Consider the following 25,931-nt stretch of genomic DNA (forward strand, 5'->3'; position numbering starts at 1 on the left):
GGGCATGTTCCGACCCAAACTGTTGTTCACCAGCCTCGCCGCACTCGCCCTGGGCGCCTGCTCGCCGCAGGATCCGCAGGCCGTGACCTCTGCCGCCATCGCCAAGCAGGTGATCCTGCCGACCTACAGCCGTTGGGTCGAGGCCGACCGCCAGCTGGCCGCCAGCGCCTTGGCCTACTGCGAAGGCAAGAGCACCTTGGAAGCCGCGCGCACCGACTATCTCAATGCCCAGAAAGCCTGGGCCGAGCTGCAGCCGCTGCTGGTCGGACCTCTGGCGGAGGGCAACCGCGCATGGCAGGTGCAATTCTGGCCGGACAAGAAAAACCTGGTCGGGCGCCAGGTCGAACAGCTGGTCAACGGCGACAAGCCGGTCGACGCCGAGACCCTGAGCAAGTCAAGCGTCGTGGTCCGCGGGTTGTCGGCCTACGAATACATCCTCTTCGACAGCAAGCCGGACGTAGCCACTCCCGAGCAGAAAGCGCGTTATTGCCCACTGCTGGTCGCCATCGGCGACCACCAGAAAGCCCTGGCCGAGGAAATTCTCACGGGCTGGAACAGTACCGACGGCATGCTTTCGCAAATGACCAAGTTCCCGAACCAGCGCTATGCCGATTCGCACGAAGCGATCGCCGATCTGCTGCGTGCCCAGGTGACGGCACTGGACACCTTGAAGAAAAAGCTCGGCGCGCCTATGGGTCGCCAGAGCAAAGGCATTGCCCAGCCCCTGCAAGCCGAAGCCTGGCGCAGTCGCGCCTCGCTCAAGAGTCTCGAGGCGAGTCTCAAGGCCGCCCAGGCAGTCTGGCAAGGTGTCGACAACAAAGGCATGCGTGGCTTGCTCGGCAAGGATCAGGATGCCCTGGCCGAACGCATCGATGATGCCTATGCCACTTCGGTCAAACTGCTGGCCGATAACCACAAGACCTTGGACGAGCTGCTGGCCGACGATGCCGGCAAGCAGCTGCTGAACCAGATCTACGACAGCCTCAACGTCGTCCACCGCCTGCACGAAGGCGAGTTGGCCAAGGCGTTGAATATCCAGCTGGGCTTCAATGCCAACGACGGTGACTGATCATGTTGCGACGCCAGGCACTCAAAGTCGGTAGCGTTCTGCTCACTGCCCTCACCCTGGGCGGCTGGAGCCTGCTGCGCAAAAAAGGCAGCGAACCCTTGCTGCTGTCGGCGCGCGACGATGTCGACGGCAAGCACTATGCCGTCGGTTACCGCCTGGATGGCAGCCAGGTGTTCGCCACGGAGGTGGCCCAGCGCTGCCATGACATCATCGATCACCCGCGGCTGCCCTTTGCCATATTCATCGCACGTCGTCCGGGGACCGAGAGCTACCTGATCGACCTGCGTGACGGCCGCCTGATGCAAACCCTGCGTTCGCAACCGAATCGACACTTCTACGGCCACGCGGTGATTCACAAGGAAGGTGAATGGTTGTATGCCACCGAGAACGATACGACCGACCCCGGTCGCGGCGTGCTCGGGGTCTACCGCTTCGAGGGGGAACGTCTTGTCCACACTGGCGAGATACCCACGCATGGCATTGGCCCTCACCAGGTTTCCTGGCTGCCCGATGGCGAAACGCTGGTGGTAGCCAATGGCGGCATTCGCACCGAGGCCGAGAGTCGCGTCGAGATGAACCTCGATGCCATGGAGCCGAGCCTGGTACTGATGCAACGTGACGGCACCCTGTTGAGCAAGGAAACCCTCGCGCAACAGATGAACAGCGTGCGCCACATGGCCATTGGCAGCGATGGCACCATCGTTGCCGGCCAGCAGTTCATGGGTAGCGCCGACGAGACTGCCGACCTGCTGGCGATCAAGCGCCCCGGCCAGCCGTTCGAGGCTTTCCCGGTGCCCGAACGGCAACTGCAGGCAATGGCTCATTACACCGCCAGCGTTGCCATCCATAGCGATCTGCGCCTGGTGGCCCTGACCGCTCCTCGGGCCAACCGCCTGTTCATCTGGGATCTGGACAGTGCCGAGGTTCGCCTGGACGCGCCAATGCCCGATTGCGCGGGCGTCGGTGCCGTTAAAGATGGCTTCGTGGTCACCTCCGGCCAGGGCCGGTGCCGGTTCTATGATTGCCGCAAGGCCGAACTTGTCGGTCAGCCGATGAAGCTGCCTTCCGGGTTCTGGGACAATCACCTGCACCTGGTCTGAGTAGCCCAGGGCCGCCTCGCGGTCCTTTTCGACAGCGCGATCCAGCGGAACGACATGCAATGCACCGTCATCCGCTGGCGCTCGCCCTTCTCTTTCCCCGCTTGGCCAAACAGGCGATACTCGCAATCATCCGCACATGGGCAGGATCGCCCGTCGTTGTGCCAGACAGATAACAATTACATCGATTCCAAGGAACCGGACTATGTTGCGCCGCCGCATGCTGATCATGTTGGCCGTCGTCCTGCTGTTCGTACTGGCGCTGGGAGGCTACAAGGCCTTTTCCATCTACCAGCAGATCCAGGTGTTCTCGGCTCCCAAGCCGCCTGTCAGCGTAGCCACGGCCCTGGCCGAAGAACGTCCCTGGCAAGAGCAGTTGCCTGCGGTCGGTAGCCTCAAGGCCTTGCAGGGCGTCGAGCTGAGCCTGGAAGTGGCGGGTACGGTCAGAGCACTGCATTTCGAATCCGGACAGCCGGTCAAGGCCGGGCAATTGTTGCTGCAACTGGATAACGATGAGGAAGCCGCGGCGCTCGGCACTGCCCAGGCGGACTTGGGCCTGGCCAAGGTGGATTTCGGTCGGGGTAGTCAATTGGTCGGCGACCAGGCCATCTCGCGCGGCGAGTTCGACCGTCTGCGCGCCCAGTACCAGCGTAACCAGGCGGTCGTCGAGCAACTCAAGGCGTCCCTGGCCAAGAAGAGCATCAAGGCGCCCTTCTCCGGCACCATCGGCATCCGCCAGGTCGACGTCGGGGACTACCTGGCCAGCGGCACCGTGATCGCCACGCTGCAGGACCTGAGTCGCCTTTACCTGGACTTCAACGTTCCCGAACAGGCCTTGCCTCAGCTGAGCCTGGGCCAGCAGGTGCAGGTCCGGGTCGCCGCCTATCCTGGCCGGCCGTTCGAGGCGAACCTCAGTGCGATCAATCCCAAGGTCGAGGAAAGCACCCGCAATGTGCTGGTGCGCGCCACCCTGGGCAATCCCGACGGCAAGCTGCTGCCAGGGATGTTCGCCAACCTGATGGTACTGCTGCCCGACCCCCAGCCACGGATCGTGGTGCCGGAAAGCGCCATTACCTACACCCTGTATGGCAACTCGGTCTACGTGGCAACGCCAAGGAGCAGCAAGGACGGCCAGACAGAGGCCAATGCCGGCGACTCGCTCCAACTGACCGCCGAGCGACGCACCGTGGAAACCGGCGAGCGACGCGACGGCGTCGTAGTGATCGCCAAGGGTCTGCAGGCCGGCGATCAGGTCGTGACCGCGGGGCAGCTCAAGCTAACCCAGGGAGCGGCAATCCGGGTTACCCCGGACCAGGCCGCGCAAGGCCAACCGGACAGCGCGCAACGCGCTGATTGAGCAGGAGACGGCCATGGCGTTCACCGATCCCTTCATTCGTCGTCCGGTCCTGGCCACCGTGGTCAGCCTGCTGATCGTGCTGCTCGGGTTCCAGGCCTGGAGCAACCTGCAGATCCGCCAGTATCCGCAGATGGAAAACGCGCTGATCACGGTCACAACCGCCTACCCCGGCGCCAACGCCGAGACCATTCAGGGCTATATCACCCAACCCTTGCAGCAGAGCCTGGCCAGCGCCGAAGGCATCGACTACATGACGTCGGTCAGTCGGCAGAATTTCTCGATCATCTCTATCTACGCGCGAATCGGCGCGGACAGCGACCGACTGTTCACCGAACTGCTGGCCAAGACCAACGAGGTGCGCAACCAACTGCCGCAAAACGCCGAGGATCCGGTATTGAGCAAAGAGGCCGCCGATGCCTCCGCGCTGATGTACATCAGCTTCTATAGCCAGGAAATGAGCAACCCGCAGATTACCGATTACCTGTCGCGGGTGATCCAGCCCAAGCTGGCGACCCTGCCAGGGATGGCCGAGGCGGAGATCCTCGGCAACCAGGTCTTCGCCATGCGAATCTGGATCGATCCGGTCAAGCTGGCCGGGTACGGCTTGAGCGCCAGTGACGTGACCGAAGCGGTGCGCCGCTACAACTTTCTCTCGGCGGCCGGTGAGGTCAAGGGCGAGTACGTCGTCACCAGTGTCAACGCCTCTACCGAGTTGAAATCGGCCGAGGCGTTCGCCGCGTTGCCGCTCAAGACCGAAGGCGACAGCCGTGTGCTACTGGGCGATGTGGCGCGCGTGCAGATGGGCGCGGAGAACTACGACACGGTCAGTTCATTCGATGGTATCCCATCGGTCTACATCGGTATCAAGGCCACACCCGCCGCCAACCCCTTGGAGGTGATCAAGGAAGTACGGCGGATCATGCCCGAGCTCGAGGACCAGCTACCCGCCAACCTGAAAGTCTCGATCGCCTACGACGCCACCTTGTTCATCCAGGCCTCGATCGACGAGGTCATCAAGACGCTGGGCGAGGCCGTGCTCATCGTCATCGTGGTCGTCTTCCTGTTTCTGGGCGCCCTGCGCTCGGTGCTGATCCCGGTGGTGACCATCCCGCTGTCGATGATCGGCGTACTGTTCTTCATGCAGATGATGGGCTACTCGCTCAACTTGCTGACGCTGCTGGCCATGGTGCTCGCTATCGGCCTGGTGGTCGACGACGCCATCGTCGTGGTGGAGAACATCCACCGTCACATGGAGGAAGGCAAGTCGCCCGTCGAGGCAGCGCTGCAAGGTGCGCGCGAAATCGCCATGCCCGTGGTATCGATGACCATCACCCTGGCGGCGGTCTATGCACCGATCGGTTTCCTCGAAGGGCTGACCGGCGCATTGTTCAAGGAATTCGCCCTGACGCTCGCCGGGGCAGTGATCATCTCGGGCATCGTCGCGCTGACCCTGTCCCCCATGATGTGCGCCTTGCTCCTGCGTCGCGAACAGAATCCGAGCGGCCTGGCACACCGCCTGGATATGCTGTTCGAGCGGCTCAAGGTGCGTTATCAACGGATGCTGCACGCTACCCTCGACAGTCGACCCGTGGTGTTGGTGTTCGCCGCGCTCGTGCTATGCCTGATCCCTGTGCTGTTGATGTTTACCCAGAACGAGCTGGCCCCGGATGAGGACCAGGGGGTGATCTTCATGATGAGCAGCGCGCCGCAACCCACCAACCTCGATTATCTCAATGCCTATACCCAGGAGTTCACCACCCTCTTCAAGACCTTCCCCGAGTATTACTCCTCGTTCCAGATCAACGGTTTCAGTGGTGTGCAGAGCGGGATCGGCGGCTTCCTGCTGAAACCCTGGAACGAGCGCGACCGCACGCAGATGGAGCTGCTGCCATTGGTCCAGGCCAAGCTCGAGGAGATCGGCGGGCTGCAGATATTCGGTTTCAACCTGCCCTCCCTGCCGGGTACCGGTGAAGGGCTGCCCTTCCAGTTCGTGATCAACACGGCCGGCGACTACCCGGCCCTGCTCGAAGTCGCGCAGCGTATCAAGGACCGGGCGCAGGCCTCGGGCAAGTTCGCGTTTCTCGACATCGACCTGGCCTTCGACAAGCCGGAGGTCGTGGTCGACATCGACCGGGCCAAGGCCGCGCAGATGGGCGTTTCCATGGATGTCCTGGGCAGTACCCTCGCGACGCTGCTCGGGGAGGCCGAGATCAATCGCTTCACGCTCGATGGCCGCAGCTACAAGGTCATTGCCCAGGTCGAGCGTCCCTATCGGGCCAATCCCGGCTGGCTGAACAGCTACTACGTGAAGAACGACCAAGGCCAGTTACTGCCGCTTTCCACTCTGATCACGCTCAGCGACCGCGCGCGACCTCGCCAGCTCAATCAGTTCCAGCAGTTGAACTCGGCGATCATCCAGGGTTTTCCGATCGTCAGCATGGGTGAGGCCATCGATACCGTGCGCAGCATCGCCAGCGAGGAGGCGCCCCAAGGGTTCGCCTTCGACTACGCCGGCGCGGCGCGCCAGTTCGTCCAGGAAGGCAATGCCCTGTGGGTCACCTTCGGCCTGGCCCTGGCCATCATTTTCCTGGTCCTGGCCGCGCAGTTCGAGAGTTTCCGTGACCCGCTGGTTATCCTGGTCACCGTGCCACTGTCGATCTGCGGCGCGCTGCTGCCGCTGTTTTTGGGCATCACCAGCATGAACATCTATACCCAGGTCGGCCTGGTGACGCTGATCGGCCTGATCAGCAAGCACGGTATCCTGATCGTCGAATTCGCCAACCAGTTACGTGAACGCAAAGGCATCGGTGCGCGGGAGGCGGTGGAGGAAGCGGCCGCCATCCGCTTGCGCCCTGTCCTGATGACCACCGCCGCCATGGTCTTCGGCATGGTGCCGCTGATACTGGCGACTGGCGCCGGGGCGGTAAGCCGGTTCGACATCGGCATGGTGATCGCCACGGGCATGTCGATCGGCACGCTGTTTACACTGTTCGTGTTGCCTTGCGTCTATACCCTGCTGGCTCACAAGAGCGTCACGCAAGCGGCTCCCAGCACAGCCTGAGATACCCATGAGCAAACGCCGAAGGCTCCCACGTACGGGACCTTCGGCGTCTACCACCATGGGACAGGATTCAACCGACCGGACGCAGCCCTTGTTGCATGCCGAACAGGAACAACAGCAGGTCATGGTCTGGCTGGGCGCTGACCTGTTCCCTGATCTTGTAGGGCAAGGGGCATTGGCGCCCCATTTCCGCCTTGCTGAAGACGACCATTCTGGGTTCTTCCCAGGCGGCTACCGCAGCCGTGGTCACCGCCAAGGCGGCCAGCAGAAATAAAGCTCGAGCTATTTCTAGTTTCATCACTCCAACCCTTTGACAGCGCTGCCGAACTCCACGCGGTAAAAGTAGAGCAGCTTTTGCCATTCCGCCTCGTTCAGTGACGAATGGCGACGCAGTTGGCTTAAGTCGTTGCCGGCGGCACGACGGCAACTGATGCGGCGACGGCATTTTTCCAGGTCAAGCAACGCCACTTGAGCACTGGCCGAAGGGCCCTCGCCGGTTATCTTGACGAATACATGCTTGCCATAGAGGCAGCCGTGCTGCCAGTGGCCACGGTGCATCCGCGACAGGTTCCTGGCCAGGTCTTCCAGTACCTTGTCGTGCAGGGCCTGATCGTAACGCTCGCGTGCGCCGTCGGCGTACCAGCTGTCGATGTCGACGAACCCGTCCAGCGCCTTGCTGACCAATAATGCACGCCATTGATGCTGCGCATCGCGCTCGACCCCGCAGAACACGATATGCGGAACCCGGACACCCAACTGCTCGAAGCTGCTCAAGGCATCGAGTTCGCGCAGCACGGTGGGTCTGCCGAACGGATGCAGGATGCTGCGATAGATATGTCCGACCTGGCGCTTGGCGTACAGCATCTGGCCGCTTTCGTCACTGAGTCGCTGTACCCCGCTTTCCCCACCGCGCCGCTGGTTCGGCTCCTCGACCCACTCGCCCTGTTGGTCCCAGTAGTAATCGAACTGCGAAGACTGACCTCGCCCTGCCATCATGAACTGCTACCTCTTGCGCAATAGATATACTCGCCACATGGCGTAGAACGGCAGGAAGTCCAGGCGCTCCTGAATCTTGAACCCGGCCGAAACAAATTCTTCTTCAACGGTTTCAACGGGTAATACAAAGCGGTTCTGATAGGCGTCCCGCTCGTTGCGTGCGCCACGGCCCTGTTCGAGTTTCTTGCGGCGCCAGGCCTTGAAGTTGCCATCCACCCAGAGTGAAAGAATCACACTGTCTCGGCTTACCCGCTGGAACTCCGACAGAATGGCCCGGCGGTGAGCGGCCTCCCCAATGTGATGGAACAGCCGCATGCAGAAAATGTTGTCGACCGCGTTGTCCGGCAGATCGATGGCAAAGGCGCAAGTCTGCAAAGGCCGTACCCGCGCAACCACTTCCGGTGGTTGCGAGGCGCAGGCAGTTTCCAGCATTGCGGCGGAGTTGTCAGCGCCGATGATCACCCGATTGGCCTTTTCCGCAAGCAGTGGCCAGAAACGACCGGTGCCGGAGGGTAGGTCGAGCACCAGTCCCGGCTCTCCGGCAAGGGCCAGGGCACGTCGAGCCATCTGCTCATCGCGCTGGTGCGACAATCGACGAGCCAACCCATCCTGGTGCTTTTGAAAGTACTCGCGAGCATGTTGTTGATCGTACTTCTCGGAAAACTCTAGTTCGATGGGACTTCGCATCAGGCATCTCCTCAATCCAAGGCGCCACCTTAGAAAGCAGCGCGTTGGTATCCGGTCATGCCAATGTGAAAAATCTGTCATACGACAGAAGGCGCCTGCGTGGCGCGCTCCTGGCATGACAGATGCCAAGCGGCCGGCCTGCTAGTGCACTGGAGCGCCCTCTTGCTGCTGCTCGAGCTCAGGTTTGGGGTTGAGGTCAACCTGGAAACGGCAGCCATGGGGCAAGGTGGCGGTCAAGGTAACGCGCCAGCCCTGGTCATCGCAGATACGCTGTACCAGCGACAGGCCCAGGCCAAGACCCTCGCCCCTGCGTTCGTCGCCGCGCACGAATGGTCGGAACATTGCTTCGCGCTGCTCTTCCGGGATCCCCACGCCGCTGTCTTCGACGCTGAATCCATTGGCCTGCAGACTCAGGCGAATATAGCCATGGTCGGTGTAGTGCGCCGCGTTGCGTAGCAGGTTGCCCATCACCGATTGCAGGAAGGTCGAGTTGTACAGCACCGGGCTGGCACTGACCTGGCCATCGTAGTAAAGCGTCAGTCCCTTCTGTTCGATGGTATCGCGCCACACGCCGATCAGATCGTCGGCTACCTCCCTGAGCGTGGCGCGCGAAGCGATTGCGCCTTCATCGTGCTGCGCACGTGCCAGCATGAGGAAGGTCTTGACCAGCTCGCGCATTTCTTCGGTAGCCCGAGCGATACGTTCGACCTGATTGCGGGCACGACCGTCAAGCGCCGGGTTCTCCATCAACAGTTCGCAAGAAGTAGCCAGCACCATCAAGGGAGTACGCAGTTCATGGCTGACGTCGCTGGTGAACAGGCGTTCGCGTGTCAGGGCGTCACGCAGGCGACCGAGCGTGTCATCGAAGGCCACGGCAAGCTGGCCTACCTCGTCAGCGGCATAGTCCGGCGCCAGTGGTGGTGCCAGGCCCAGCAACTGATCGCGATGACGGACCTGGCGAGCCAGGCGAATCACCGGTGCCATTACTCGTCGCGCCAGTATCCAGCCCAGGAAGACCGCCAGCGCCAGGCTGAGCACGAAGCCCACCACGACGACCGCGAACAGCACTCGCTCACGTTCCTCGAAGTCGCTTTGGTCTTGCAACAGCACGTAATGTCGACCATCGACCACCTCGACCATGGCGTGATACGACAGCTGATCGCGGAAGACCTCATGAAAGCCGCGCTTGAGGTGCTGCAGGTCCTTGGGCAGTTCGAAATCGTCGCGGCCACCATTGAAGTAGAACAATTGGTCGGGACGAGGCCGATGACTCCAATCGCTGATACTGTCCATGCGCAGCAACCGCTGCAGGTCGCCACCCAGGACAGCGGAGATCAGACGCTCTTCGACCAGATGGACGGTCGCAACGATACCGAAGGCAAAGGCGCCGGCCACCAGGGCGCTCATCAGTGCGAAGGCGATGATGATGCGTTGGGCGAGGCTTTGCTTAAACTCCATCACGACCCTCGGCGAGGCGATAGCCGACGCCATGTACGGTGTGCAGCAAGGCTTTGTCGAACGGTTTGTCGATCACCTGGCGCAACTGGTGGACATGGCTGCGCAGGCTGTCGCTGTCAGGGCAATCATCGCCCCACAAGGCTTCCTCCAAGACTTCACGGCGAAGCACATGCGGGCTCTTCTGCATCAATACCGCCAGCAGTTTGAGCCCGACCGGGTTGAGCTTGAGCGCGCGGCCTTGACGGCTGACCTCCAGGGTATCGAGGTCATAGTTCAAGTCGGCCACCTGCAGGAGACGGCGCCCGCCACCTTGGGCGCGCCGCAGGACAGCCTCGATGCGCGCGGCCAGTTCGGACAGGGCGAATGGCTTGAGCAGGTAGTCATCGGCGCCGGAGCGAAAGCCTTGCAGGCGGTCGTCCAATTGGTCGCGTGCGGTAAGCATGATCACCGGCGTGTCGCGACGAGCGTCCTCGCGCAGTCGCTTGCACAAGGTATAGCCGTCTATGCCCGGAAGCATGATATCGAGGACGATCAGGTCGTAATGTTCGGTTGCGGCCAGATGCAGGCCAGACAATCCATCCTGCGCACAGTCGACGGTGTAGCCTTTCATACCCAGATAATCGGCCAGGTTGGCCAGGATATCGCGGTTGTCTTCAACCAGTAGAATTCGCATCGTGGTCTCCAGTGCGGCGCGTTCATCGGCGCGGCAGGCGCAGCTTAAGGCCATCTGGCGGCTGCTGCCAGCATTTGAGAGACGCAGGCGTTCGGCTTGAGAGCGCTCTTGGGATCGAGCGCTGTCTGGACGGTGCTTGCCAGTGGGTGCGCAGCGCCTATAAAAAAGCCCCGCACAAGGCGGGGCTCTTCGGTGCAGCGGGTGAGGCTGGCTTACATCATGCCGCCCATGCCACCCATGCCACCCATACCGCCCATGTCAGGCATGCCGCCAGCTGCCTTGTCTTCCGGCAGATCGGCAACCATGGCTTCGGTGGTGATCATCAGGCCACCGATGGACGCTGCAGCTTGCAGGGCCGAACGGGTAACCTTGGCTGGGTCCAGGATGCCCATTTCGATCATGTCGCCGTACTCACCAGTGGCAGCGTTGTAACCGTAGTTACCGGTACCTTGCTTGACCTTGTCGGCAACCACGCTTGGCTCGTCGCCGGCGTTGGCGACGATCTGGCGCAGTGGCGATTCGATAGCGCGACGCAGCAGGGAAATACCGACGTTCTGGTCTTCGTTGTCGCCTTTGAGGTCGACAATCGCAGACAGCGCACGAACCAGGGCAACACCGCCGCCAGGTACCACGCCTTCTTCGACGGCTGCGCGGGTAGCGTGCAGGGCGTCTTCAACGCGGGCTTTCTTCTCTTTCATCTCGACTTCGGTGCCAGCACCGACCTTGATCACGGCAACACCGCCAGCCAGCTTGGCCAGACGCTCTTGCAGCTTCTCACGGTCGTAGTCCGAAGAGGTTTCTTCGATCTGGGCACGGATCTGCTTGACGCGTGCTTCGATGTCGCCTTCAACGCCGGCACCGTCGATGATGGTGGTGTTTTCCTTCGACAGGGTAACGCGCTTGGCGTTGCCCAGGTGCTCCAGAGTAGCCGATTCCAGGCTCAGGCCGATTTCTTCGGAGATCACGGTACCGCCGGTCAGGACAGCGATGTCCTGCAGCATGGCCTTGCGGCGATCGCCGAAGCCAGGTGCCTTGACGGCTGCGACCTTGACGATGCCACGCATGTTGTTGACGACCAGGGTGGCCAGAGCCTCGCCTTCGACGTCTTCAGCCACGATCAGCAGCGGACGGCCAGCCTTGGCAACGGCTTCCAGAACCGGCAGCAGTTCGCGGATATTGGAGATCTTCTTGTCGACCAGCAGCAGCAGCGGGCTGTCGAGCTCGGCCACCATGGTGTCCGGCTTGTTGATGAAGTACGGAGACAGGTAGCCACGGTCGAACTGCATGCCTTCGACGACAGACAGTTCGTTTTCCAGGCCCGAACCTTCTTCAACGGTGATCACGCCTTCCTTGCCGACTTTTTCCATGGCTTCGGCGATGATGTCACCGATGGAGTTGTCGGAGTTGGCGGAGATGGTGCCGACCTGAGCGATGGCCTTGGAGTCGGCGCATGGCTTGGACAGGTTCTTCAGCTCGGCGACGATGGCGATGGTCGCCTTGTCGATGCCGCGCTTGAGGTCCATCGGGTTCATGCCGGCAGCGACAGCCTTCAGGCCTTCGTTGACGATGGACTGAGCCAGGACGGTAGCGGTGGTGGTGCCGTCACCCGCAGCATCGTTGGCCTTGGAAGCGACTTCCTTGACCAGCTGGGCGCCCATGTTCTCGAAGGCGCACTTCAGCTCGATTTCCTTGGCAACGGAAACGCCGTCCTTGGTGATGGTCGGCGCGCCGAAGCTCTTAGCCAGGACCACGTTGCGGCCTTTCGGGCCCAGGGTCGCTTTTACCGCGTCAGCCAGGACGTTGACACCAACGAGCATTTTCTTGCGGGCGGAATCGCCGAATTTTACGTCTTTAGCAGCCATGATCGTTTAATCCTTGAATACTTTGGAATAACGGGAAACCAGGGGAATCAAGCTTCGACGACAGCGAGAATCTCGTTCTCGGCCATCACCAGCAGGTCTTCGCCGTCCACTTTCACAGTGTTGCTACCCGAGTACGGGCCGAAAACCACCTTGTCACCCACTTTCACGGCCAGCGCACGGACTTCGCCGTTGTCGAGGATGCGACCGGTACCTACGGCGACGACTTCGCCACGGTTAGGTTTTTCAGCGGCCGAACCCGGCAGGACGATACCGCCAGCGGTTTTCGATTCTTCTTCGCTGCGACGGATGACTACGCGGTCATGCAGAGGACGAAGCTTCATTGTCGATCTCTCCCAATTGTGGTTTTCATCGGCCGGTGTCGACACCGGCGAGTTGATGCTTTCCGGCGATGCCGGTGGAGGCCCGCACGGGGCGAACCTCCTTTGTCATGTCTGGTGAGTTCACCAGAAACCTTGCGGTGACCCATACATGAGGTCGCCGGAAGCGATTACAAGGCTTGCCCTGCAAAAATTTTCACTACCGGCGCCCCTGAATGAAAACGGCCCTGCAAGGGGCCGCTTCAAGAAAGACACCGCCGGATTCAGGAGTCGCGGCGCTTGTACTCGCCTTCGATCACGTTGGGTCGTTGTGGAGATTGGCCGGGCTGAGGGTTCAGCGGATCGTCACGAAACGCGCGCTGGCGCATGGCCTGGGCCTCGGCGCGCTCGCCGAGCTTGCGCGCCAGCAGGCGACGGGTGACCGGCAGCAGACAAACCAGCCCGAGCACATCGCTGATGAAGCCTGGGATCAGCAGCAGGCCGCCGGCCATGGCCAGCATCAGACCCTGGAACATGTCCTGGGCTGGCAGCTCGCCGCGCTGCAGGCTCTCACGCGCGCGCAGCGCGGTTGCCAACCCGGCGACACGTATCACCAGCACGCCCAGGGCAGAGCCTGCGATGATCAACAGCAGCGCGGGGAAAAAGCCTATCGAGGCGCTGACTCTCACGAAAACGAAGAGCTCCAGCACCGGAAAAATCAGAAACAGCAATAGAAAGACACGCATCAAGGGTTCCTCAGCGGAAGATGACCTTCCTGTAAGACCTCAAATGGTTGCGATCACTCGCTATTTCAACCCTCGGATGCCAACGCGGTGGGCCAATGATCCGCGCGAGCCAGGAGAACCAAGGCCTCCCGGACTTGTGTCGGCGTATTGCAGATACTCGGGAAGGGCAGCCAATGGATCGCCTGACCGATACGCAGGTGCATGCCTTCGCTGTCGAGACCGACCATCCGCGCGGCCGTGCTGCGCGGCAGATCGGCCAGTTCCACATAGTGGGCGATCGCATTGGCATGGTCACTGTTCATATGCTCGATCATGCTCGCCTCGGACTGTCCGGCAAACGGATTGGCCAGGGTGACCTGGTCGAGCCAGTGAATCGCGCCGAAGCCGCCGATATAACGGTGGCGAATCGGTTCGAGCACCCAGAAATCGAAATCATGGGCCTTGTGGTAATCGGCGGCCTCGGGGAAGTAACGGTAATAGCGTGCGGCAGCCGCCTCGATCGCCGCTTCGTCCTCGAGCTTGCGCGCCTGCGTCATCACGGTAAGACGACCTACCGCCTGGATATCTTCGGCCTCGCGCTCGCCTACCAGCAGCGAGCACTTGGCATCTTTCTGGAGGTTATGGGTGTGCTGGGCGATCCGGCTGATGAGAATCAGGGGATGACCTACAGCGTCCAGGCAATACGGAACGACCGAACCGAACGGAAACCCCGGCATGGACTTGGAGTGGGTCGAGAGCACTCCGCGATATTCCTTCAGCAGCAGCTCCCGAGCGGGACGAATGGCATTCTCACTCACTACACACCTCACATTGGCTCCAAGCGGCACGTCCATAAGCTACAAGAAAAAGCACTGACAGCGACACCGCTATCGAGGATGCCACTGTGGTTTTCATGCAGCCTGCCGCTCGACTCCAAGCGCGAAAGGACGTGTTACCAGGCGACCCCAAACCCTGCGGTATAGCGCGTCTTGTCCAGATCGCTGTCGCGGGTGCCACTGATGAAGTCCTTCTCGGCCTTGAGATTGAGCGAGGCCCACTCGGTGACCTTGTAGCGCAGGCCGACTTCGGCATCGAGCGAGTAATCGGCGACATTGCCGATCGGCTTGCCCAACTCGCCATTGGTGAACAGTTCGACGGTCTTGCCGATGAGGTAGCGGTTGTAGTCCCATTTCACTGCGACGGCGTAGAAGTTGTCCTTGCCGCCGTCGGCATATTCGTAATCGGTGCGGTTGACCAGCGAGCCCAGGGAGAAAGCGCCCAGCTCGTCATCCCAGAACTGGTAGCCGGGGCCGGTACCGAGGGTGCGCTGGCGAGCAAGGTCCTCGACATGGTCGCGCGTATAGGCCGCCCGTCCCTGCCAGAACCACTTATCGGTAATGAAGCGGTCGATGGCGTATTCGGCGCTCCAGTTGTTGGTCGTGGTGACATCGTCCTTGGTCTCACGGTTGTATTCGCCCTCGGCATTGTGCCGCCAGCGCCCGTGGCGGGCCGTGGTCTTGAACCCGATATCGTAGTCGTCCGTGTCGTTTTCGGCACGCTTGTAATCCAGTGCCAGATCGACATTCCCTTTCCACACCAGGTCTTCGACCACAGGCTTGGGCTTCATGATCTGGGCGATGCTGGCGAGCTCGACGGTCTTGGGGGCGTCACCATTGGCCAACGTGACCTTGCCCGGTTCAGCGGCATGCAGCGACTTGGCGCGCTCACCGTTGTAGGCATCCTGCTTGACCAGCAACTCCTGGTCGCTCTCCAGGGTCTTGACCTCTTTCCAGTCCAAGGAAACGGCGCCACCATAGGTGGTCTGCAGCAACAGCTTGCCGCCATCGAAGACCGTGATCTTGCCGCTCAGCTTGTCACCATTCTTCATCCATACGGTGTCGGCAAGGGCGGGGGAGCAGATGGAAGCAACGGCAACACACAACAAAGCTCTAGAATACATAGACTGACTACGGGTTCGGTTTGACGAAAAAGCCGGGCATTATCCAGATACCTACGACCAGAGCAAGGACAGACCGGACCTATGCCGACGAGTTCAATTCTCACTTGCGCCTGCGATTGCGCCTGTTTCGTCCACATCCCAGGGATCCCGTGATGTGTGCGGCACCGCGACTGACGACCGATGAGGCCGAGGCCCGACGAATGGCACTGTATTCGGTGCTCGGACAGATCCCGAGCGGCCGAGTGGTCAGCTATGGCCAGCTCGCCGAACTGGCGGGGTTCAGGCAAGCGGCACGCTGGGTCGGTCGTACGCTCGGCCAGTTGCCGGCCGATACCCGTCTCCCCTGGCATCGTGTACTCGGCGCCAACGGCCGACTGAGCCTGGCCCTCGGTACGCCCGGTGGCGACGAACAGCGCGCCAGACTACGTGCCGAAGGGGTCGGCGTGCACAATAATCGTGTGGATATGACGCGCCATGGCTGGCGTCCGATGGAGTACAGCGGTTAGAGTGCGCGCTTTGTTTTCGTAAACTTGAGGCAGATGTTGGCCCATGCCCCGTAAAACCTGGCGCGCTGCGCTCGCTGCCTATGCCAGCCCGTCAACCTTGGTCCTGTTGCTGCTCGGCTTCGCCGCCGGCCTCCCCTACATGCTGGTGTTCTCGACGCTATCGGTCTGGTTGCGCGAGGCGGGAGTAGCCCGCGAGACCATTGGCTATGCCAGCCTGATCGGCTTGGCCTATGCCTTCAAATGGGTCTGGTCACCCCTGCTCGACCAATGGCGCCTGCCGGTGCTCGGGCGGCTGGGTCGCCGCCGCTCATGGCTGCTGCTGTCCCAGGTGCTTGTGGTTGTCGGCTTGATTGGCATGGGCCTGTGCGATCCGCAAAGGCATCTCTCCTGGTTGATCGCCCTGGCGGTGCTGGTGGCATTCGCCTCGGCTACCCAGGACATCGCCGTCGACGCCTACCGCTTGGAGATCGCCGACGACCAGCGCCAGGCCGCCCTCGCCGCCAGCTACATGGCCGGCTACCGGATTGCCGCACTGCTCGCTACCGCCGGTGCATTGTTCTTTGCCGAGTGGTTCGGCTCCACCGGCTTCAGCTACCTGCACCAAGCCTGGACGGGCACCTACATGCTGTTCGGCGTGCTGATGCTGCCCGCGGTGTTCACGACCCTGGTGATGCGAGAACCACCGGTGCCGTTGCGCACCCAGCTATCGGCCGCGCGCTATGGCCTGAGCCACCAACTGGCTTCGGTATTCGTCCTGATCGTCCTGCTGGTCTCGGTACCGGCGATGTTCACCCAGCTGTTCAACACCGATTGGGCCAGCGTCGTGCTCGGCACCGCGACACCGCTGGACCTGCTTATGGAAGACCGCGCCTTCCTGCGAGCGATCCTCTATATCAGTCTGTCCTGGGCCTGCCTGTCGTCCATGGGGCGCCGCGGTCTCGCGCCGGTGCTGACACCGATCAACGATTTCATCGCGCGCTATCGCTGGCAGGCACTGTTGCTGCTCGGTCTGATCGCGACCTATCGCATGTCGGACACCGTCATGGGGGTGATGGCCAACGTGTTCTACATCGACCAGGGCTTCACCAAGGATCAGATCGCCAGTGTCAGCAAGATCTTCGGCCTGATCATGACCCTGGTCGGCGCTGGCGCCGGTGGCCTGCTGATCGTGCGCTTCGGGATCATGCCGATCCTGTTCATCGGCGGCGCGGCGTCTGCGGCAACCAACATCCTGTTCCTGATGCTGGCCGACATGGGGCCGAACCTGCAGATGCTGATCGTGACCATCTCGCTCGACAACTTCAGCTCGGGCCTGGCCACCTCGGCGTTCGTGGCCTACTTGTCGAGCCTGACCAACCTGAAGTTCTCGGCGACCCAATACGCCCTGCTCAGCTCGATCATGCTGCTGTTACCGCGCCTCATCGGTGGCTACTCAGGCGTCATAGTCGAGAAATTCGGTTATCACGACTTCTTCCTCATCACTGCCCTGCTGGGCGTGCCGACCTTGATCCTGATCGCCCTGCAGTGGCGACAGGACAATGGCCGCGGCAAGCAGGTGCCGGCCGAGCAGACCGCTACCGACCAGACTTGAGCACGCAAGTGGCTACCCCGCGGTAGCCCCTTGAGCGTCTCGTGCCTTGGCTCCGAGCATTGCCCACAATGGCACCAGGGCCAAGGCGCCGGCCACACCCGCGGCCACGGCAAAGTGCAGCAGGCTCGCGCCGGCACCGAGCATGGCAAGCACGACACCGCCCAGCCCCAACAGCGCAATGGTAATCATGCCGAGCATCGCCGACACGAGTCCCTTGCTCTGGTCGCTGGCGAACAGCGTCATGCGATACAGCACGGCGTTGGCAATACCCAGCCCCAAGGCGTAAAGAGAAAGTCCCGCGACGAGACTCGTCACCGTCGACCAGCACCACGTGGCGACGACCATGCCTACCAGGCCTATCAGGTAAGGCCAGAGAGCACCCTGTACCAGGCTTGGCAGCGGATAGCGGTCAGCGATACGGTTGATGATCAGGTTACCCAGGATCAATCCGCCAAAGACCGGAAGCTGCCACAACGCATAGGCCATGGTGCTCAGTCCTTCGTCGGCGATCAGCAGCACGGGGGACAGGCCGATCCAACCGATCAGCGGCAGGCTTACCAGCCCAAGCGCGGTACTACCGGCGACGAAGCGTCGATTGGACAGCAGCTGGCCATAGCCCTTGAGCAGGGGTACCAGTTCGATAGGTGTGAAGGACAGGCGCGTGCCATCGCGGCGCTCGACGCCCAATGTCTCGGGCATCAAGCGATAGAGCGCCACCCAGGTCAGCACGGCACCGCCCGCGAAGGCAAGGAACAGCCAGCGCCAGTCCAGCCATTGCAGCATCAAGGTTCCGACCAGGGGACCGAGCAGCGGCGAGAGCATGGCAATGTTGGCCAGCAAGGCCATCATGCGCACTGCGTCACCTTCGCTGAATGCCTCGTTCAAGGCCGGATAGCTGACCGTGACCACGAAACCCAGGCCGATACCCTGCAACAGACGCAACAGGTTGAACATGCCGATATCGTGAGCCCAATAGGTCGCCAGGCATGCCACGCCGAAGAACGCGCAACCGACCAGCAGCAGCGGCCGCCGACCATAACGGTCGGCGAGCGGCCCGATCAGCCATTGCAACACGACGCCACCCAGCAGGTAGAGGTTGAGGGCGTGCGGAATGTACTCCGGGCTGGCCTTCAATTCGGCGACCACCACCGGCATGGCGGGCATGACCGCGTCGCTGGCCAGGTAGGTCAGCAACTCGAACAATGCCAGGATCAATGCGAAACCTAAGGCTCGCCGGGGCGTGATATGCAGTAAAGGTGTCATGAGACTCGGGCCGAAGCGGGCTGACCTGGCCACTCGCAGGACAGGCCAAGGATGATTGAGAACACAGGGTGCGTTGCCAGGCAGATGCCGGAATGATGCTCGGTCGTGCCAAGCGGGGACCTTGAGGGCCGACAGTATGCCGTGCTCCAGGCCATCCCTCCAGCACATGAGCCGGTTGGCATGGCGCGTAGGCTGCACAGGAGCCGCGACGAGCAACGATGCGTTTCGGGGAAGTTTCGGATTGAACGGGCCGACCAGGCCTGAAGCCAGGATGGAAATCAGGGCATTGATCGAGAACGGATGACGTCCTGCCAGTATCCGGATGGACAGGGGCCACGCAGCGATGCCTACCGGCATGCGCTGCGTGGCCCCTGTGACCGGAAGCCGTGTTGCGGTCTGACAGCCGCAACTTTACTGTGTGGCGGCTTCCTGCGCGGGAGCTTCCTGCACGACACGAATCACCCGCTGCGGGAACGGAATGTCGATGCCTTCGGCCTTGAGACGGTCACGGGTCTGCTCGTTGAGCATGAACATCAAGCCCCAGTAGTCGGGCGTCTTGACCCAGACTCGCAGGGAGACGGTGATCGAGCTGTCACCCAGCTCGGAAACCACCGCCTGCGGCGCAGGCTCTGGCAGCACCCGCGGGTCCTTGGCCAGCTCGAGCAACACGCCGCGGGCCTTCTGCAGGTCCGCTTCGTAATCCACGCCGACGTTGAACACCACCTGTCGGGTCGGCTGACGGTTGTAGTTGGTGATGATGCCGTTCGACAGGCTGCCGTTGGGCACGATCACCGTCTTGTTGTCACCGGTACGCAGTACGGTATGGAAAATCTGGATGCTGTCGACGGTACCGCTGACACCCTGCGCCTCGATCCAGTCACCCAGGCGGAACGGCCGGAACAGCAGGATCAGCACGCCACCGGCGAAGTTCGCCAGGCTGCCCTGCAGAGCCAGGCCGATGGCCAGGCCGGCGGCACCGATGGCAGCCACGAAGGAGGTGGTCTCGATACCGATCATCGATGCCACGCTGACCAGCAGGAGAATCTTGAAAATGATGTTGGCGAGGGTGCTGATGAAGCTCTGCAGCGCCGCATCGTCGTTGCGCAGGTGAACCAGCCTGCCCAGACGCTGACTGACCCTGTTGGTGACCCACCAGCCGATAGCCAGGGTCATCAGCGCCAGCAGCACACGGCTGCCGTATTCCATGATCAAGGGAATCCACGTCTGCGACGTCCTGACCAGCTGATCGACTTCAGCATTCAAATCCATATTCATCTCCTGATGCCAAGCGGCTAGAAACAAGAAAACATGCCGCAGTGGTTGCAGCCTTCACAGGAACCTGGGACATCGTCATGCAATCCCGGTTCCTGGAGAACGAGCGCATCAGTCACGGAAGTTGTTGAACTGCAGCGGCATGTCGAACTCTTTGGCACGCAGGGCGGCAATGGCTTCCTGAAGGTCATCGCGCTTCTTGCCGGTGACGCGTACCTGTTCGCCCTGAATGGCTGCCTGCACCTTGAGCTTGGCATCCTTGATGTGCGCGACGATCTTCTTCGCCAACTCCTTGTCGATGCCCTCGCGGAACTTGGCTTCCTGTTTCATTTCCTTGCCGGACGCATAGGCATCCTTGACCTCCAGACATTTGACGTCGATCTTGCGCTTGACCAGTGCCAGGCGCAGGATCTCGATCATCGCCTCGAGCTGGAAGTCGGCTTCGGCAGTCAGCAGCACGGTCTGTTCCTTGTCCTTGAACTCGAAACTGCCCTTGCCCTTGAGGTCGTAGCGGCGGTCCAGTTCCTTCACCGCGTTTTCCACCGCGTTGGTCACTTCGTGCTTGTCCAGTTCCGATACCACGTCGAACGAAGGCATGGTGTGTCTCCAAAAAATAAAGTCGCACCCGCTTCGAGACGTATCGCCCTGCCCAGGCAAGGACAACCGACCCTTGGCGATGGAGCGCGACAGGTTTGACGGTTAAAATGCGGGCTCATTATAAACGGTTGCGAAAGGCAGATGAGCAGCACCTGGCATATTCTCGGCGCCGGCAGCCTGGGCAGCCTCTGGGCCTGCCGTCTGGCCCGCGCGGGCAAGGCGGTCCGCTTGATCCTGCGCGATCCTCGGCGACTGCAGGCCTATCAGCGCACAGGAGGGCTGACCCTGGTCGAGCAGGGCCAAGCCAGCCATTATGCGATCCCTGCGGAAACGGCCGATGCCGTCGGGCCGGTCCACCGAGTGCTGATCGCCTGCAAGGCGTATGACGCAGCTCCGGCCATCGCCCGCCTCGCGCCACGCCTGGCAGACGATGCCGAGCTCATCCTGCTGCAGAACGGCCTGGGCAGTCAGGACGAGGTCGCCGAGCAGGCGCCTGGTGTACGGTGCATCTTCGCCTCCAGCACCGAAGGCGCATTTCGTGAGGACGACTGGCAAGTCCAGTTCGCCGGGCATGGCACGAACTGGCTGGGCGATCCGATCAACCCGGCCATGCCTGAGTGGTTCGATGACTTGGCCGAGGCCGGCATCGCCGCGCAGTGGTCGGTCGACATCCTCGCAAGGCTATGGCGCAAGCTGGCGCTCAACTGTGCGATCAACCCCTTGACGGTGCTCTACGACTGCCGTAATGGCGGTCTGCTCGAACACAGCTGCGAAGTCACCATCCTGTGCACCGAGCTTGCCGAGCTGTTGCGTTGCTGTGGCCAACCCGAAGCGGCAGTGGATCTGGCCGAAGAAGTGCGTCGGGTGATCCAGGCGACCGGCAACAACTATTCTTCCATGTACCAGGATGTCCGCGCTGGTCGGCGCACCGAAATCCACTACCTGCTCGGCCATGCATGTCGCACGGCCGCTCGTCATGGCCTGGCGTTGCCGCATGTGGAACGCCTGCACCGGCGTCTGGTCGATAGCCTGCAGGCGCGAGGATTGCCCCGCGACTGACGGCGGCGCTACCCTGCCCTTTCATCCCAACGAGTGGACATCGCCTTGCCCATGACCCTGCGCCAACGCCTGGAAAATCTCCCGGTCGGGCAGAAACTGCTGGCGGCGCTACTGGTGCTGCTGGTCACCATTCTGCTGGTCGCCAACCTCACCTTTATCAGTGCCGCCTACTGGATCACCCAGGAAAGCATGGCGCCGCAGGCCCTGCAGACCATCGGCCGACTGATCTCCACGCCTCAGCTGGCGATGCGCGCAGGTGAATCGCCGGAGGCGGCCACGGCGTTGCTCGAGGAGCTGGACAGCTACTCGCCGCTGCGCGCAGCGGCACTCTATGGCAGCGACGGTCGCATGCTCGCCCAGCTGCAGCACGGTGAAGCGCTGCCGTTGCCCAAGCGCTATCGCAATATCGAAGGGTGGCGCCTGACCGAATTTCGCAGTACCCAGCTGATCCCCTTGCCGAAGCGCGGCAGCCCGCCGTCGCATCTGTTGCTGGTCGCCAGCAGCGAGCTGCCAACTGCCTTCTACACCGGCACACTGACTGCGAGCCTGGGCATCCTGGTGTTCGGCATCTTGCTATGGGTCGTCATTGCACGGCAGATCAAGCGCTTGATCACTCAGCCGATCAACCAGCTCGAGGAGCTGACCCGCCAGGTCACGCGCGAGGAGAGCTATGCACTGCGCGCCCTGCGCGGCAACGATGATGAAATCGGCAGCCTGGCGGAGGCGTTCAACACCATGCTGTCGCGCATCGAGGCCCGTGAGCAGCAGCTCAAGCGCACACGCGACGAGTTCCAGCACGCCTATGACCAGGCCCAGGGGCTGGCCGAGGAAACCCGCCATACCAATCGCAAGCTGGAGCTGGAAGTCCAGGTGCGCAGCAAGATCGAGAAAAAGCTCACGGGCTTCCAGAACTATCTCAACAGCATCATCGATTCGATGCCTTCAGCTTTGATCGCACTCGACGAGCTGCTCTATGTCACCCAGTGGAATCACGAAGCTACCGTGCTTTCCGGCACGCCGCTGGACGAGGCACTCAACCAGCCGATCTTCATCGCCTTCGAACCGCTCAGGCCATTCCTGCCACAACTCAAGCAGAGCGTGGAGAAACACCAGGTGGCGAAGATCGAGCGGGTAACCTGGACCAAGGCCGATGAAGTTCGTCACTACGCGCTGACGTTCTACCCCTTGATGGGCGGCGGCGGACGCGGGGTGGTGATCCGCATCGACGACATTACCCAGCGCCTGTCGCTGGAAGAGATGATGGTGCAGTCGGAAAAGATGCTGTCGGTAGGCGGGCTGGCTGCCGGCATGGCCCATGAGATCAACAACCCGCTGGGCGCCATCCTGCACAATGTTCAGAACATTCGTCGACGCTTGTCGGCGGATCTTCCTCGCAACCAGGAACAAGCCGACGAATTGGGTATCGACCTGGCAACGGTCAACCGCTACCTGCAGAGTCGCGAAGTGCCACAGCTGCTCGACGGCATCCAGCAGGCCGGTGCGCGCGCCGCGAAGATCGTCACCCACATGCTCAGCTTCAGCCGTCGCAGCGATCGCCAGCTGGTGCCCTGCGACCTGCCGGCACTGATCGATCAGGCGGTCGAGATCGCCGGCAGCGATTTCGACCTGGCGATCGGCTTCGACTTCAAGGGCCAGGCGATCATCCGCCAGTTCGATCCGCGTTTGGGGCCGGTACCCTGTACTGCCAACGAACTGGAGCAGGTGCTACTCAACCTGCTCAAGAATGCCGCTCAGGCCATCCATCAACGACCCGACGGCAGTGAGCCGGGACAGATCATCCTGCGCACTCGACTCAACCCGCCTTGGGCGGAAATCCAGGTCGAGGACAACGGCGTGGGCATGCCCGAAACCGTGCGCAAACGTACCTTCGAGCCCTTCTTTACCACCAAGGAAATCGGCCAGGGCACAGGCCTCGGACTCTCCGTGTCGTATTTCATCATTACCAACAACCACAAGGGGCAGATGGAAGTGCAGTCGACGCCCGGCCAGGGTACCTGCTTCACGCTACGCCTGCCCCTCAGCCCACCGGTGCCTGGCGCGCCGGATAAGAAGGAGCCATGACCATGGGTTTTCGCCTGTCGAAGATCTACACCCGCACCGGAGACAAAGGCGAGACCGGCCTGGGGGACGGACGTCGCGTACCCAAGGATCACCCACGCATCGAGGCCATCGGTGAAGTCGACAGTCTCAACAGCCAGCTCGGCCTGTTGCTGGCGGGGCTTACCGAACAGGGGTTGAGTGAGGTCGTCGAGGTGCTCGCGCCTTGTCAGCACCGCCTGTTCGATCTGGGCGGAGAGCTGGCGATGCCGTCTTACCGTGCCTTGGATCAGGCCGAGATCGAGCGCCTGGAAACGGTCATCGACCGCTGGAACGAAGAAATGGGCCCCCTGGAGAACTTCATCCTGCCCAGCGGTTCGGCATTGGTAGCCCAGGCCCATGTGTGCCGCAGCCTTGCCCGTAGCGCCGAGCGGCGTTGCCAGCAACTCAATGCCCTGGAGCCTCTGGAAGGCGTCGGCCTGGCTTACATCAACCGTCTCTCGGACCTGCTGTTTGTCGCTGCCCGAATCATCGGCAGACGCCAAGGCGTGCCTGAAGTCTTGTGGCAGGCCGCGGAGAAGCCCTGACATCGAGGGTGTCCAGGCTGCCGTGCAACCCGCTGCAAACTTCGCCAACCGCCTGCGTGCGGGGCGCTACGGTAAGCGGCTGAGGCTAATCACGCCACGCCGTGTCAGACATCCGGCCAGAATGCCCGTATTCCCGCCACACCTTGTGCGCCTGCCTGCCTGGCGCGCTCGCGCTCGGCCGGACCGACACCTCCCAGGAAGAACACCGGTTGCCTGGCATTGGCAATCAATCGCGTCGCCTCTTCCCATCCCAAAGGCGCAGCCTCGGGATGGGTTTGCGTCGCCTGCACCGGCGACAAGGTCACGAAGTCGACCCCCATCCGCTCGGCCAGGGCCAGCTCTTCGACACCGTGACAGGAAGCCGCCAACCAGCGCTCCCTGGGAAACGGTCGGCCCTTGGCGGCGTACTTGCGCAACTGTTCGGCCGTCAGGTGCCACCCGGCCGACGGGAAATCACCCAACCATTCCAGCGGCCCCTTGAGCATCAGTTGCGCCTTGCCGGCGCACAGACCGACAGCGTCCACGGCGACGTCGCGGTACTGGGGATCGTACATGTTGGGCGCGCGCAGCTGGATCAGCTTGATGCCGGCCGCGACAGCCGCGCGAATCCCGCGCAGCAGCTCCGGCACTCCCAGCCCATCCGGCGTGATCAGGTACTGATCAGGCAATCGCGCGGCGGCGACGATGGGTTTGTTGGCTTCGGGGAAGGTGTACTGTGGCAGCTCCCTTGACGTTACCCACGCCAAAGGCTGGCCTTCGGCGCCATGAGGCTCGCCGGTGAAGCCATCGACCTCCTGGACATCCAGCAGGACCTGCTTGTCCGGATAATCGTGACTGATCTTGATCAGTGGTCGCGACCGGGTGACTTCGATGCCGAGCTCTTCGCGCAATTCGCGTGCAAGCGCCTGTTCGATGGACTCCCCGTCCTCCACCTTGCCGCCGGGAAACTCCCACAGGCCACCCTGGTGCTGGGTATCGGCACGGCGGGCAATCAGGATGCGTCCGTCATCACCGCGGATGACGGCCGCTGCAACATGGATCCTCTTCAACTTGCACGCTCCGCCAGCCCGGCCTGCCGCCAGGCCTGGAAGGCCGGCCATTGGTAGATGGTTTCGATATAGGCAGCAGCATGCGCGGGGACGTTTACCCGATAGGTACGCAGCCGTACGGCCACCGGGGCGAAGAAGGCATCGGCCAGGCTCGGTTCACCGAACAGGAACGGACCACGTTGACCTCCTGCCAAGTGGCACTCGTTCCACAGGGCGACAATCCGGTCGATATCGACCTGGACGTCGAGGGGCATGTTTTCAAGCGCCTCGTCACGCGACAGGTCGAACGGCATATGCGTGCGCAAGGCCATGAAGCCGCCATGCATCTGCGCGCAGGCCGAACGCGCCTGAGCGCGCGCGGCGATATCGGCAGGCCACAAGTGTACTTCGGGATGACGCTCGGCCAAGTATTCGGCAATCGCCAGCGAGTCGGCGATCATGCCGTGCTCGGTCTTCAGCAAGGGAACCTTGCCGGTCGCGGAATAGGCCAGCAGGCGCGCGCGCGTATCAGGCTGCCTGAGTCTGACCAGGGTTTCCTCATAGGGGACGCCAGCCAGTTCGAGAGCCAGGGCGCCACGTAGCGACCAGGAAGAGTAAAGCTTGTCGCCGATGATCAGGTGATAGCTCATGGTACGCTCCATCGATGTTTGGGAAAGGCAGGGGCCATGGCAAGCCCGTCGCCGGCAC

Annotated in this window: 24 protein-coding genes; 9 read left to right on the forward strand and 15 right to left on the reverse strand. The window is 62.0% G+C overall.

Annotation, left to right across the window (positions count from 1 at the left end; genetic code table 11):
- Positions 1–4: 4 nt before the first annotated feature.
- The 4 genes from G7009_RS11710 to G7009_RS11725 all read left to right on the forward strand — a co-directional run bounded on the left by G7009_RS11710 (position 5) and on the right by G7009_RS11725 (position 6,584).
- The gene (locus G7009_RS11710) at positions 5–1,069 is read left to right on the forward strand and encodes an imelysin family protein (protein ID WP_181130240.1); all 1,065 of its coding nucleotides are present in this window, start codon (positions 5–7) and stop codon (positions 1,067–1,069) included.
- A gap of 2 nt (positions 1,070–1,071) precedes the next feature.
- On the forward strand, positions 1,072–2,169 hold the full coding sequence (locus tag G7009_RS11715; RefSeq protein WP_181130241.1) for a DUF1513 domain-containing protein: 1,098 nt from the start codon (positions 1,072–1,074) through the stop codon (positions 2,167–2,169).
- Positions 2,170–2,371: 202 nt separating this feature from the next.
- A complete protein-coding gene (locus G7009_RS11720; RefSeq protein WP_181130242.1) occupies positions 2,372–3,523 on the forward strand; it encodes an efflux RND transporter periplasmic adaptor subunit in 1,152 nt (383 codons plus the stop codon).
- A gap of 13 nt (positions 3,524–3,536) precedes the next feature.
- Positions 3,537–6,584, forward strand: coding sequence for a multidrug efflux RND transporter permease subunit (locus tag G7009_RS11725; protein WP_181130243.1), 3,048 nt, complete (start codon positions 3,537–3,539; stop codon positions 6,582–6,584).
- A 70-nt stretch (positions 6,585–6,654) separates the two neighbouring features.
- Here the strand turns inward: G7009_RS11725 and G7009_RS11730 are convergent, their stop codons facing one another.
- The 10 genes from G7009_RS11730 to G7009_RS11775 all read right to left on the reverse strand — a co-directional run bounded on the left by G7009_RS11730 (position 6,655) and on the right by G7009_RS11775 (position 15,262).
- On the reverse strand, positions 6,655–6,882 hold the full coding sequence (locus G7009_RS11730) for a hypothetical protein (protein WP_181130244.1): 228 nt from the start codon (positions 6,880–6,882) through the stop codon (positions 6,655–6,657).
- The gene (locus tag G7009_RS11735; RefSeq protein WP_181130245.1) at positions 6,882–7,580 is read right to left on the reverse strand and encodes a lipopolysaccharide kinase InaA family protein; all 699 of its coding nucleotides are present in this window, start codon (positions 7,578–7,580) and stop codon (positions 6,882–6,884) included. Before G7009_RS11735 ends, G7009_RS11730 begins: the two co-directional genes overlap by 1 nt.
- Positions 7,581–7,586: 6 nt before the next feature.
- A complete protein-coding gene (locus G7009_RS11740) occupies positions 7,587–8,267 on the reverse strand; it encodes a class I SAM-dependent methyltransferase (protein WP_181130246.1) in 681 nt (226 codons plus the stop codon).
- A gap of 141 nt (positions 8,268–8,408) precedes the next feature.
- Complete coding sequence (locus G7009_RS11745; protein WP_181130247.1) at positions 8,409–9,725, reverse strand: sensor histidine kinase; 1,317 nt, start codon at positions 9,723–9,725, stop codon at positions 8,409–8,411.
- Positions 9,715–10,398, reverse strand: a complete 684-nt coding sequence (gene colR, locus G7009_RS11750) for a two-component system response regulator ColR (RefSeq protein ID WP_181130248.1) — start codon at positions 10,396–10,398, stop codon at positions 9,715–9,717. The genes G7009_RS11745 and colR overlap by 11 nt, the downstream gene beginning before the upstream one ends.
- 212 nt (positions 10,399–10,610) lie before the next feature.
- The gene (gene groL, locus G7009_RS11755) at positions 10,611–12,260 is read right to left on the reverse strand and encodes a chaperonin GroEL (RefSeq protein ID WP_181130249.1); all 1,650 of its coding nucleotides are present in this window, start codon (positions 12,258–12,260) and stop codon (positions 10,611–10,613) included.
- A gap of 47 nt (positions 12,261–12,307) precedes the next feature.
- The gene (locus G7009_RS11760; RefSeq protein ID WP_181130250.1) at positions 12,308–12,601 is read right to left on the reverse strand and encodes a co-chaperone GroES; all 294 of its coding nucleotides are present in this window, start codon (positions 12,599–12,601) and stop codon (positions 12,308–12,310) included.
- 260 nt (positions 12,602–12,861) lie between these two features.
- On the reverse strand, positions 12,862–13,323 hold the full coding sequence (locus tag G7009_RS11765; RefSeq protein ID WP_181130251.1) for an FxsA family protein: 462 nt from the start codon (positions 13,321–13,323) through the stop codon (positions 12,862–12,864).
- 65 nt (positions 13,324–13,388) lie between these two features.
- A complete protein-coding gene (locus G7009_RS11770; protein ID WP_181130252.1) occupies positions 13,389–14,120 on the reverse strand; it encodes a HugZ family pyridoxamine 5'-phosphate oxidase in 732 nt (243 codons plus the stop codon).
- A 134-nt stretch (positions 14,121–14,254) separates the two neighbouring features.
- Positions 14,255–15,262 (reverse strand): DUF481 domain-containing protein, encoded by a 1,008-nt coding sequence (locus G7009_RS11775; RefSeq protein ID WP_181130253.1) that lies wholly within the window; start codon positions 15,260–15,262, stop codon positions 14,255–14,257.
- A 152-nt stretch (positions 15,263–15,414) separates the two neighbouring features.
- Between G7009_RS11775 and G7009_RS11780 the strand changes: the two genes are divergently transcribed.
- A complete protein-coding gene (locus G7009_RS11780) occupies positions 15,415–15,768 on the forward strand; it encodes an MGMT family protein (protein ID WP_181130254.1) in 354 nt (117 codons plus the stop codon).
- A gap of 43 nt (positions 15,769–15,811) precedes the next feature.
- Entirely contained in the window at positions 15,812–17,359 is a 1,548-nt protein-coding gene (locus G7009_RS11785; protein WP_181130255.1) for an AmpG family muropeptide MFS transporter, read from the forward strand.
- A 12-nt stretch (positions 17,360–17,371) separates the two neighbouring features.
- Here the strand turns inward: G7009_RS11785 and G7009_RS11790 are convergent, their stop codons facing one another.
- The 3 genes from G7009_RS11790 to G7009_RS11800 form a co-directional block, all read right to left on the reverse strand.
- Positions 17,372–18,622 (reverse strand): MFS transporter, encoded by a 1,251-nt coding sequence (locus G7009_RS11790; protein ID WP_181130256.1) that lies wholly within the window; start codon positions 18,620–18,622, stop codon positions 17,372–17,374.
- 411 nt (positions 18,623–19,033) lie between these two features.
- Positions 19,034–19,891, reverse strand: coding sequence for a mechanosensitive ion channel family protein (locus G7009_RS11795; protein ID WP_181130257.1), 858 nt, complete (start codon positions 19,889–19,891; stop codon positions 19,034–19,036).
- 114 nt (positions 19,892–20,005) lie between these two features.
- Positions 20,006–20,491, reverse strand: a complete 486-nt coding sequence (locus tag G7009_RS11800; RefSeq protein ID WP_181130258.1) for a YajQ family cyclic di-GMP-binding protein — start codon at positions 20,489–20,491, stop codon at positions 20,006–20,008.
- 141 nt (positions 20,492–20,632) lie between these two features.
- Between G7009_RS11800 and G7009_RS11805 the strand changes: the two genes are divergently transcribed.
- From G7009_RS11805 to G7009_RS11815, 3 genes are read left to right on the forward strand one after another with little or no spacing between them, the layout of a single operon-like run.
- Positions 20,633–21,550 (forward strand): putative 2-dehydropantoate 2-reductase, encoded by a 918-nt coding sequence (locus G7009_RS11805; RefSeq protein ID WP_181130259.1) that lies wholly within the window; start codon positions 20,633–20,635, stop codon positions 21,548–21,550.
- 51 nt (positions 21,551–21,601) lie between these two features.
- Positions 21,602–23,632, forward strand: a complete 2,031-nt coding sequence (locus G7009_RS11810; protein ID WP_181130410.1) for a sensor histidine kinase — start codon at positions 21,602–21,604, stop codon at positions 23,630–23,632.
- 2 nt (positions 23,633–23,634) lie between these two features.
- A complete protein-coding gene (locus G7009_RS11815; RefSeq protein ID WP_181130260.1) occupies positions 23,635–24,195 on the forward strand; it encodes a cob(I)yrinic acid a,c-diamide adenosyltransferase in 561 nt (186 codons plus the stop codon).
- Between the two features lie 104 nt (positions 24,196–24,299).
- On the opposite strand, the gene G7009_RS11820 is transcribed toward G7009_RS11815, so the two are convergent.
- Both G7009_RS11820 and G7009_RS11825 read right to left on the reverse strand, forming a co-directional pair.
- Positions 24,300–25,244, reverse strand: coding sequence for a Nudix family hydrolase (locus G7009_RS11820; protein ID WP_181130261.1), 945 nt, complete (start codon positions 25,242–25,244; stop codon positions 24,300–24,302).
- Positions 25,241–25,873, reverse strand: coding sequence for a glutathione S-transferase family protein (locus G7009_RS11825; protein ID WP_181130262.1), 633 nt, complete (start codon positions 25,871–25,873; stop codon positions 25,241–25,243). The genes G7009_RS11820 and G7009_RS11825 overlap by 4 nt, the downstream gene beginning before the upstream one ends.
- Between the last annotated feature and the right edge of the window lie 58 nt (positions 25,874–25,931).

The organism is Pseudomonas capeferrum, from assembly GCF_013523055.1.
GTDB classification, from domain to species: domain Bacteria; phylum Pseudomonadota; class Gammaproteobacteria; order Pseudomonadales; family Pseudomonadaceae; genus Aquipseudomonas; species Aquipseudomonas capeferrum_A.

Excerpts from the sequence above, each read along its gene's own strand:
- G7009_RS11785 (WP_181130255.1), top strand. The coding sequence starts at position 15,812 with ATGCCCCGTAAAACCTGGCGCGCTGCGCTCGCTGCCTATGCCAGCCCG.
- G7009_RS11800 (WP_181130258.1), bottom strand. The coding sequence starts at position 20,491 with ATGCCTTCGTTCGACGTGGTATCGGAACTGGACAAGCACGAAGTGACC.
- G7009_RS11790 (WP_181130256.1), bottom strand. The coding sequence starts at position 18,622 with ATGACACCTTTACTGCATATCACGCCCCGGCGAGCCTTAGGTTTCGCA.
- G7009_RS11725 (WP_181130243.1), top strand. The coding sequence starts at position 3,537 with ATGGCGTTCACCGATCCCTTCATTCGTCGTCCGGTCCTGGCCACCGTG.
- G7009_RS11735 (WP_181130245.1), bottom strand. The coding sequence starts at position 7,580 with ATGATGGCAGGGCGAGGTCAGTCTTCGCAGTTCGATTACTACTGGGAC.
- G7009_RS11765 (WP_181130251.1), bottom strand. The coding sequence starts at position 13,323 with ATGCGTGTCTTTCTATTGCTGTTTCTGATTTTTCCGGTGCTGGAGCTC.
- G7009_RS11805 (WP_181130259.1), top strand. The coding sequence starts at position 20,633 with ATGAGCAGCACCTGGCATATTCTCGGCGCCGGCAGCCTGGGCAGCCTC.
- G7009_RS11740 (WP_181130246.1), bottom strand. The coding sequence starts at position 8,267 with ATGCGAAGTCCCATCGAACTAGAGTTTTCCGAGAAGTACGATCAACAA.
- G7009_RS11710 (WP_181130240.1), top strand. The coding sequence starts at position 5 with ATGTTCCGACCCAAACTGTTGTTCACCAGCCTCGCCGCACTCGCCCTG.
- G7009_RS11760 (WP_181130250.1), bottom strand. The coding sequence starts at position 12,601 with ATGAAGCTTCGTCCTCTGCATGACCGCGTAGTCATCCGTCGCAGCGAA.
- G7009_RS11745 (WP_181130247.1), bottom strand. The coding sequence starts at position 9,725 with ATGGAGTTTAAGCAAAGCCTCGCCCAACGCATCATCATCGCCTTCGCA.
- groL (WP_181130249.1), bottom strand. The coding sequence starts at position 12,260 with ATGGCTGCTAAAGACGTAAAATTCGGCGATTCCGCCCGCAAGAAAATG.
- G7009_RS11810 (WP_181130410.1), top strand. The coding sequence starts at position 21,602 with ATGACCCTGCGCCAACGCCTGGAAAATCTCCCGGTCGGGCAGAAACTG.
- G7009_RS11720 (WP_181130242.1), top strand. The coding sequence starts at position 2,372 with ATGTTGCGCCGCCGCATGCTGATCATGTTGGCCGTCGTCCTGCTGTTC.
- G7009_RS11775 (WP_181130253.1), bottom strand. The coding sequence starts at position 15,262 with ATGTATTCTAGAGCTTTGTTGTGTGTTGCCGTTGCTTCCATCTGCTCC.
- G7009_RS11780 (WP_181130254.1), top strand. The coding sequence starts at position 15,415 with ATGTGTGCGGCACCGCGACTGACGACCGATGAGGCCGAGGCCCGACGA.
- G7009_RS11730 (WP_181130244.1), bottom strand. The coding sequence starts at position 6,882 with ATGAAACTAGAAATAGCTCGAGCTTTATTTCTGCTGGCCGCCTTGGCG.
- G7009_RS11795 (WP_181130257.1), bottom strand. The coding sequence starts at position 19,891 with ATGGATTTGAATGCTGAAGTCGATCAGCTGGTCAGGACGTCGCAGACG.
- G7009_RS11825 (WP_181130262.1), bottom strand. The coding sequence starts at position 25,873 with ATGAGCTATCACCTGATCATCGGCGACAAGCTTTACTCTTCCTGGTCG.
- G7009_RS11815 (WP_181130260.1), top strand. The coding sequence starts at position 23,635 with ATGGGTTTTCGCCTGTCGAAGATCTACACCCGCACCGGAGACAAAGGC.
- colR (WP_181130248.1), bottom strand. The coding sequence starts at position 10,398 with ATGCGAATTCTACTGGTTGAAGACAACCGCGATATCCTGGCCAACCTG.
- G7009_RS11715 (WP_181130241.1), top strand. The coding sequence starts at position 1,072 with ATGTTGCGACGCCAGGCACTCAAAGTCGGTAGCGTTCTGCTCACTGCC.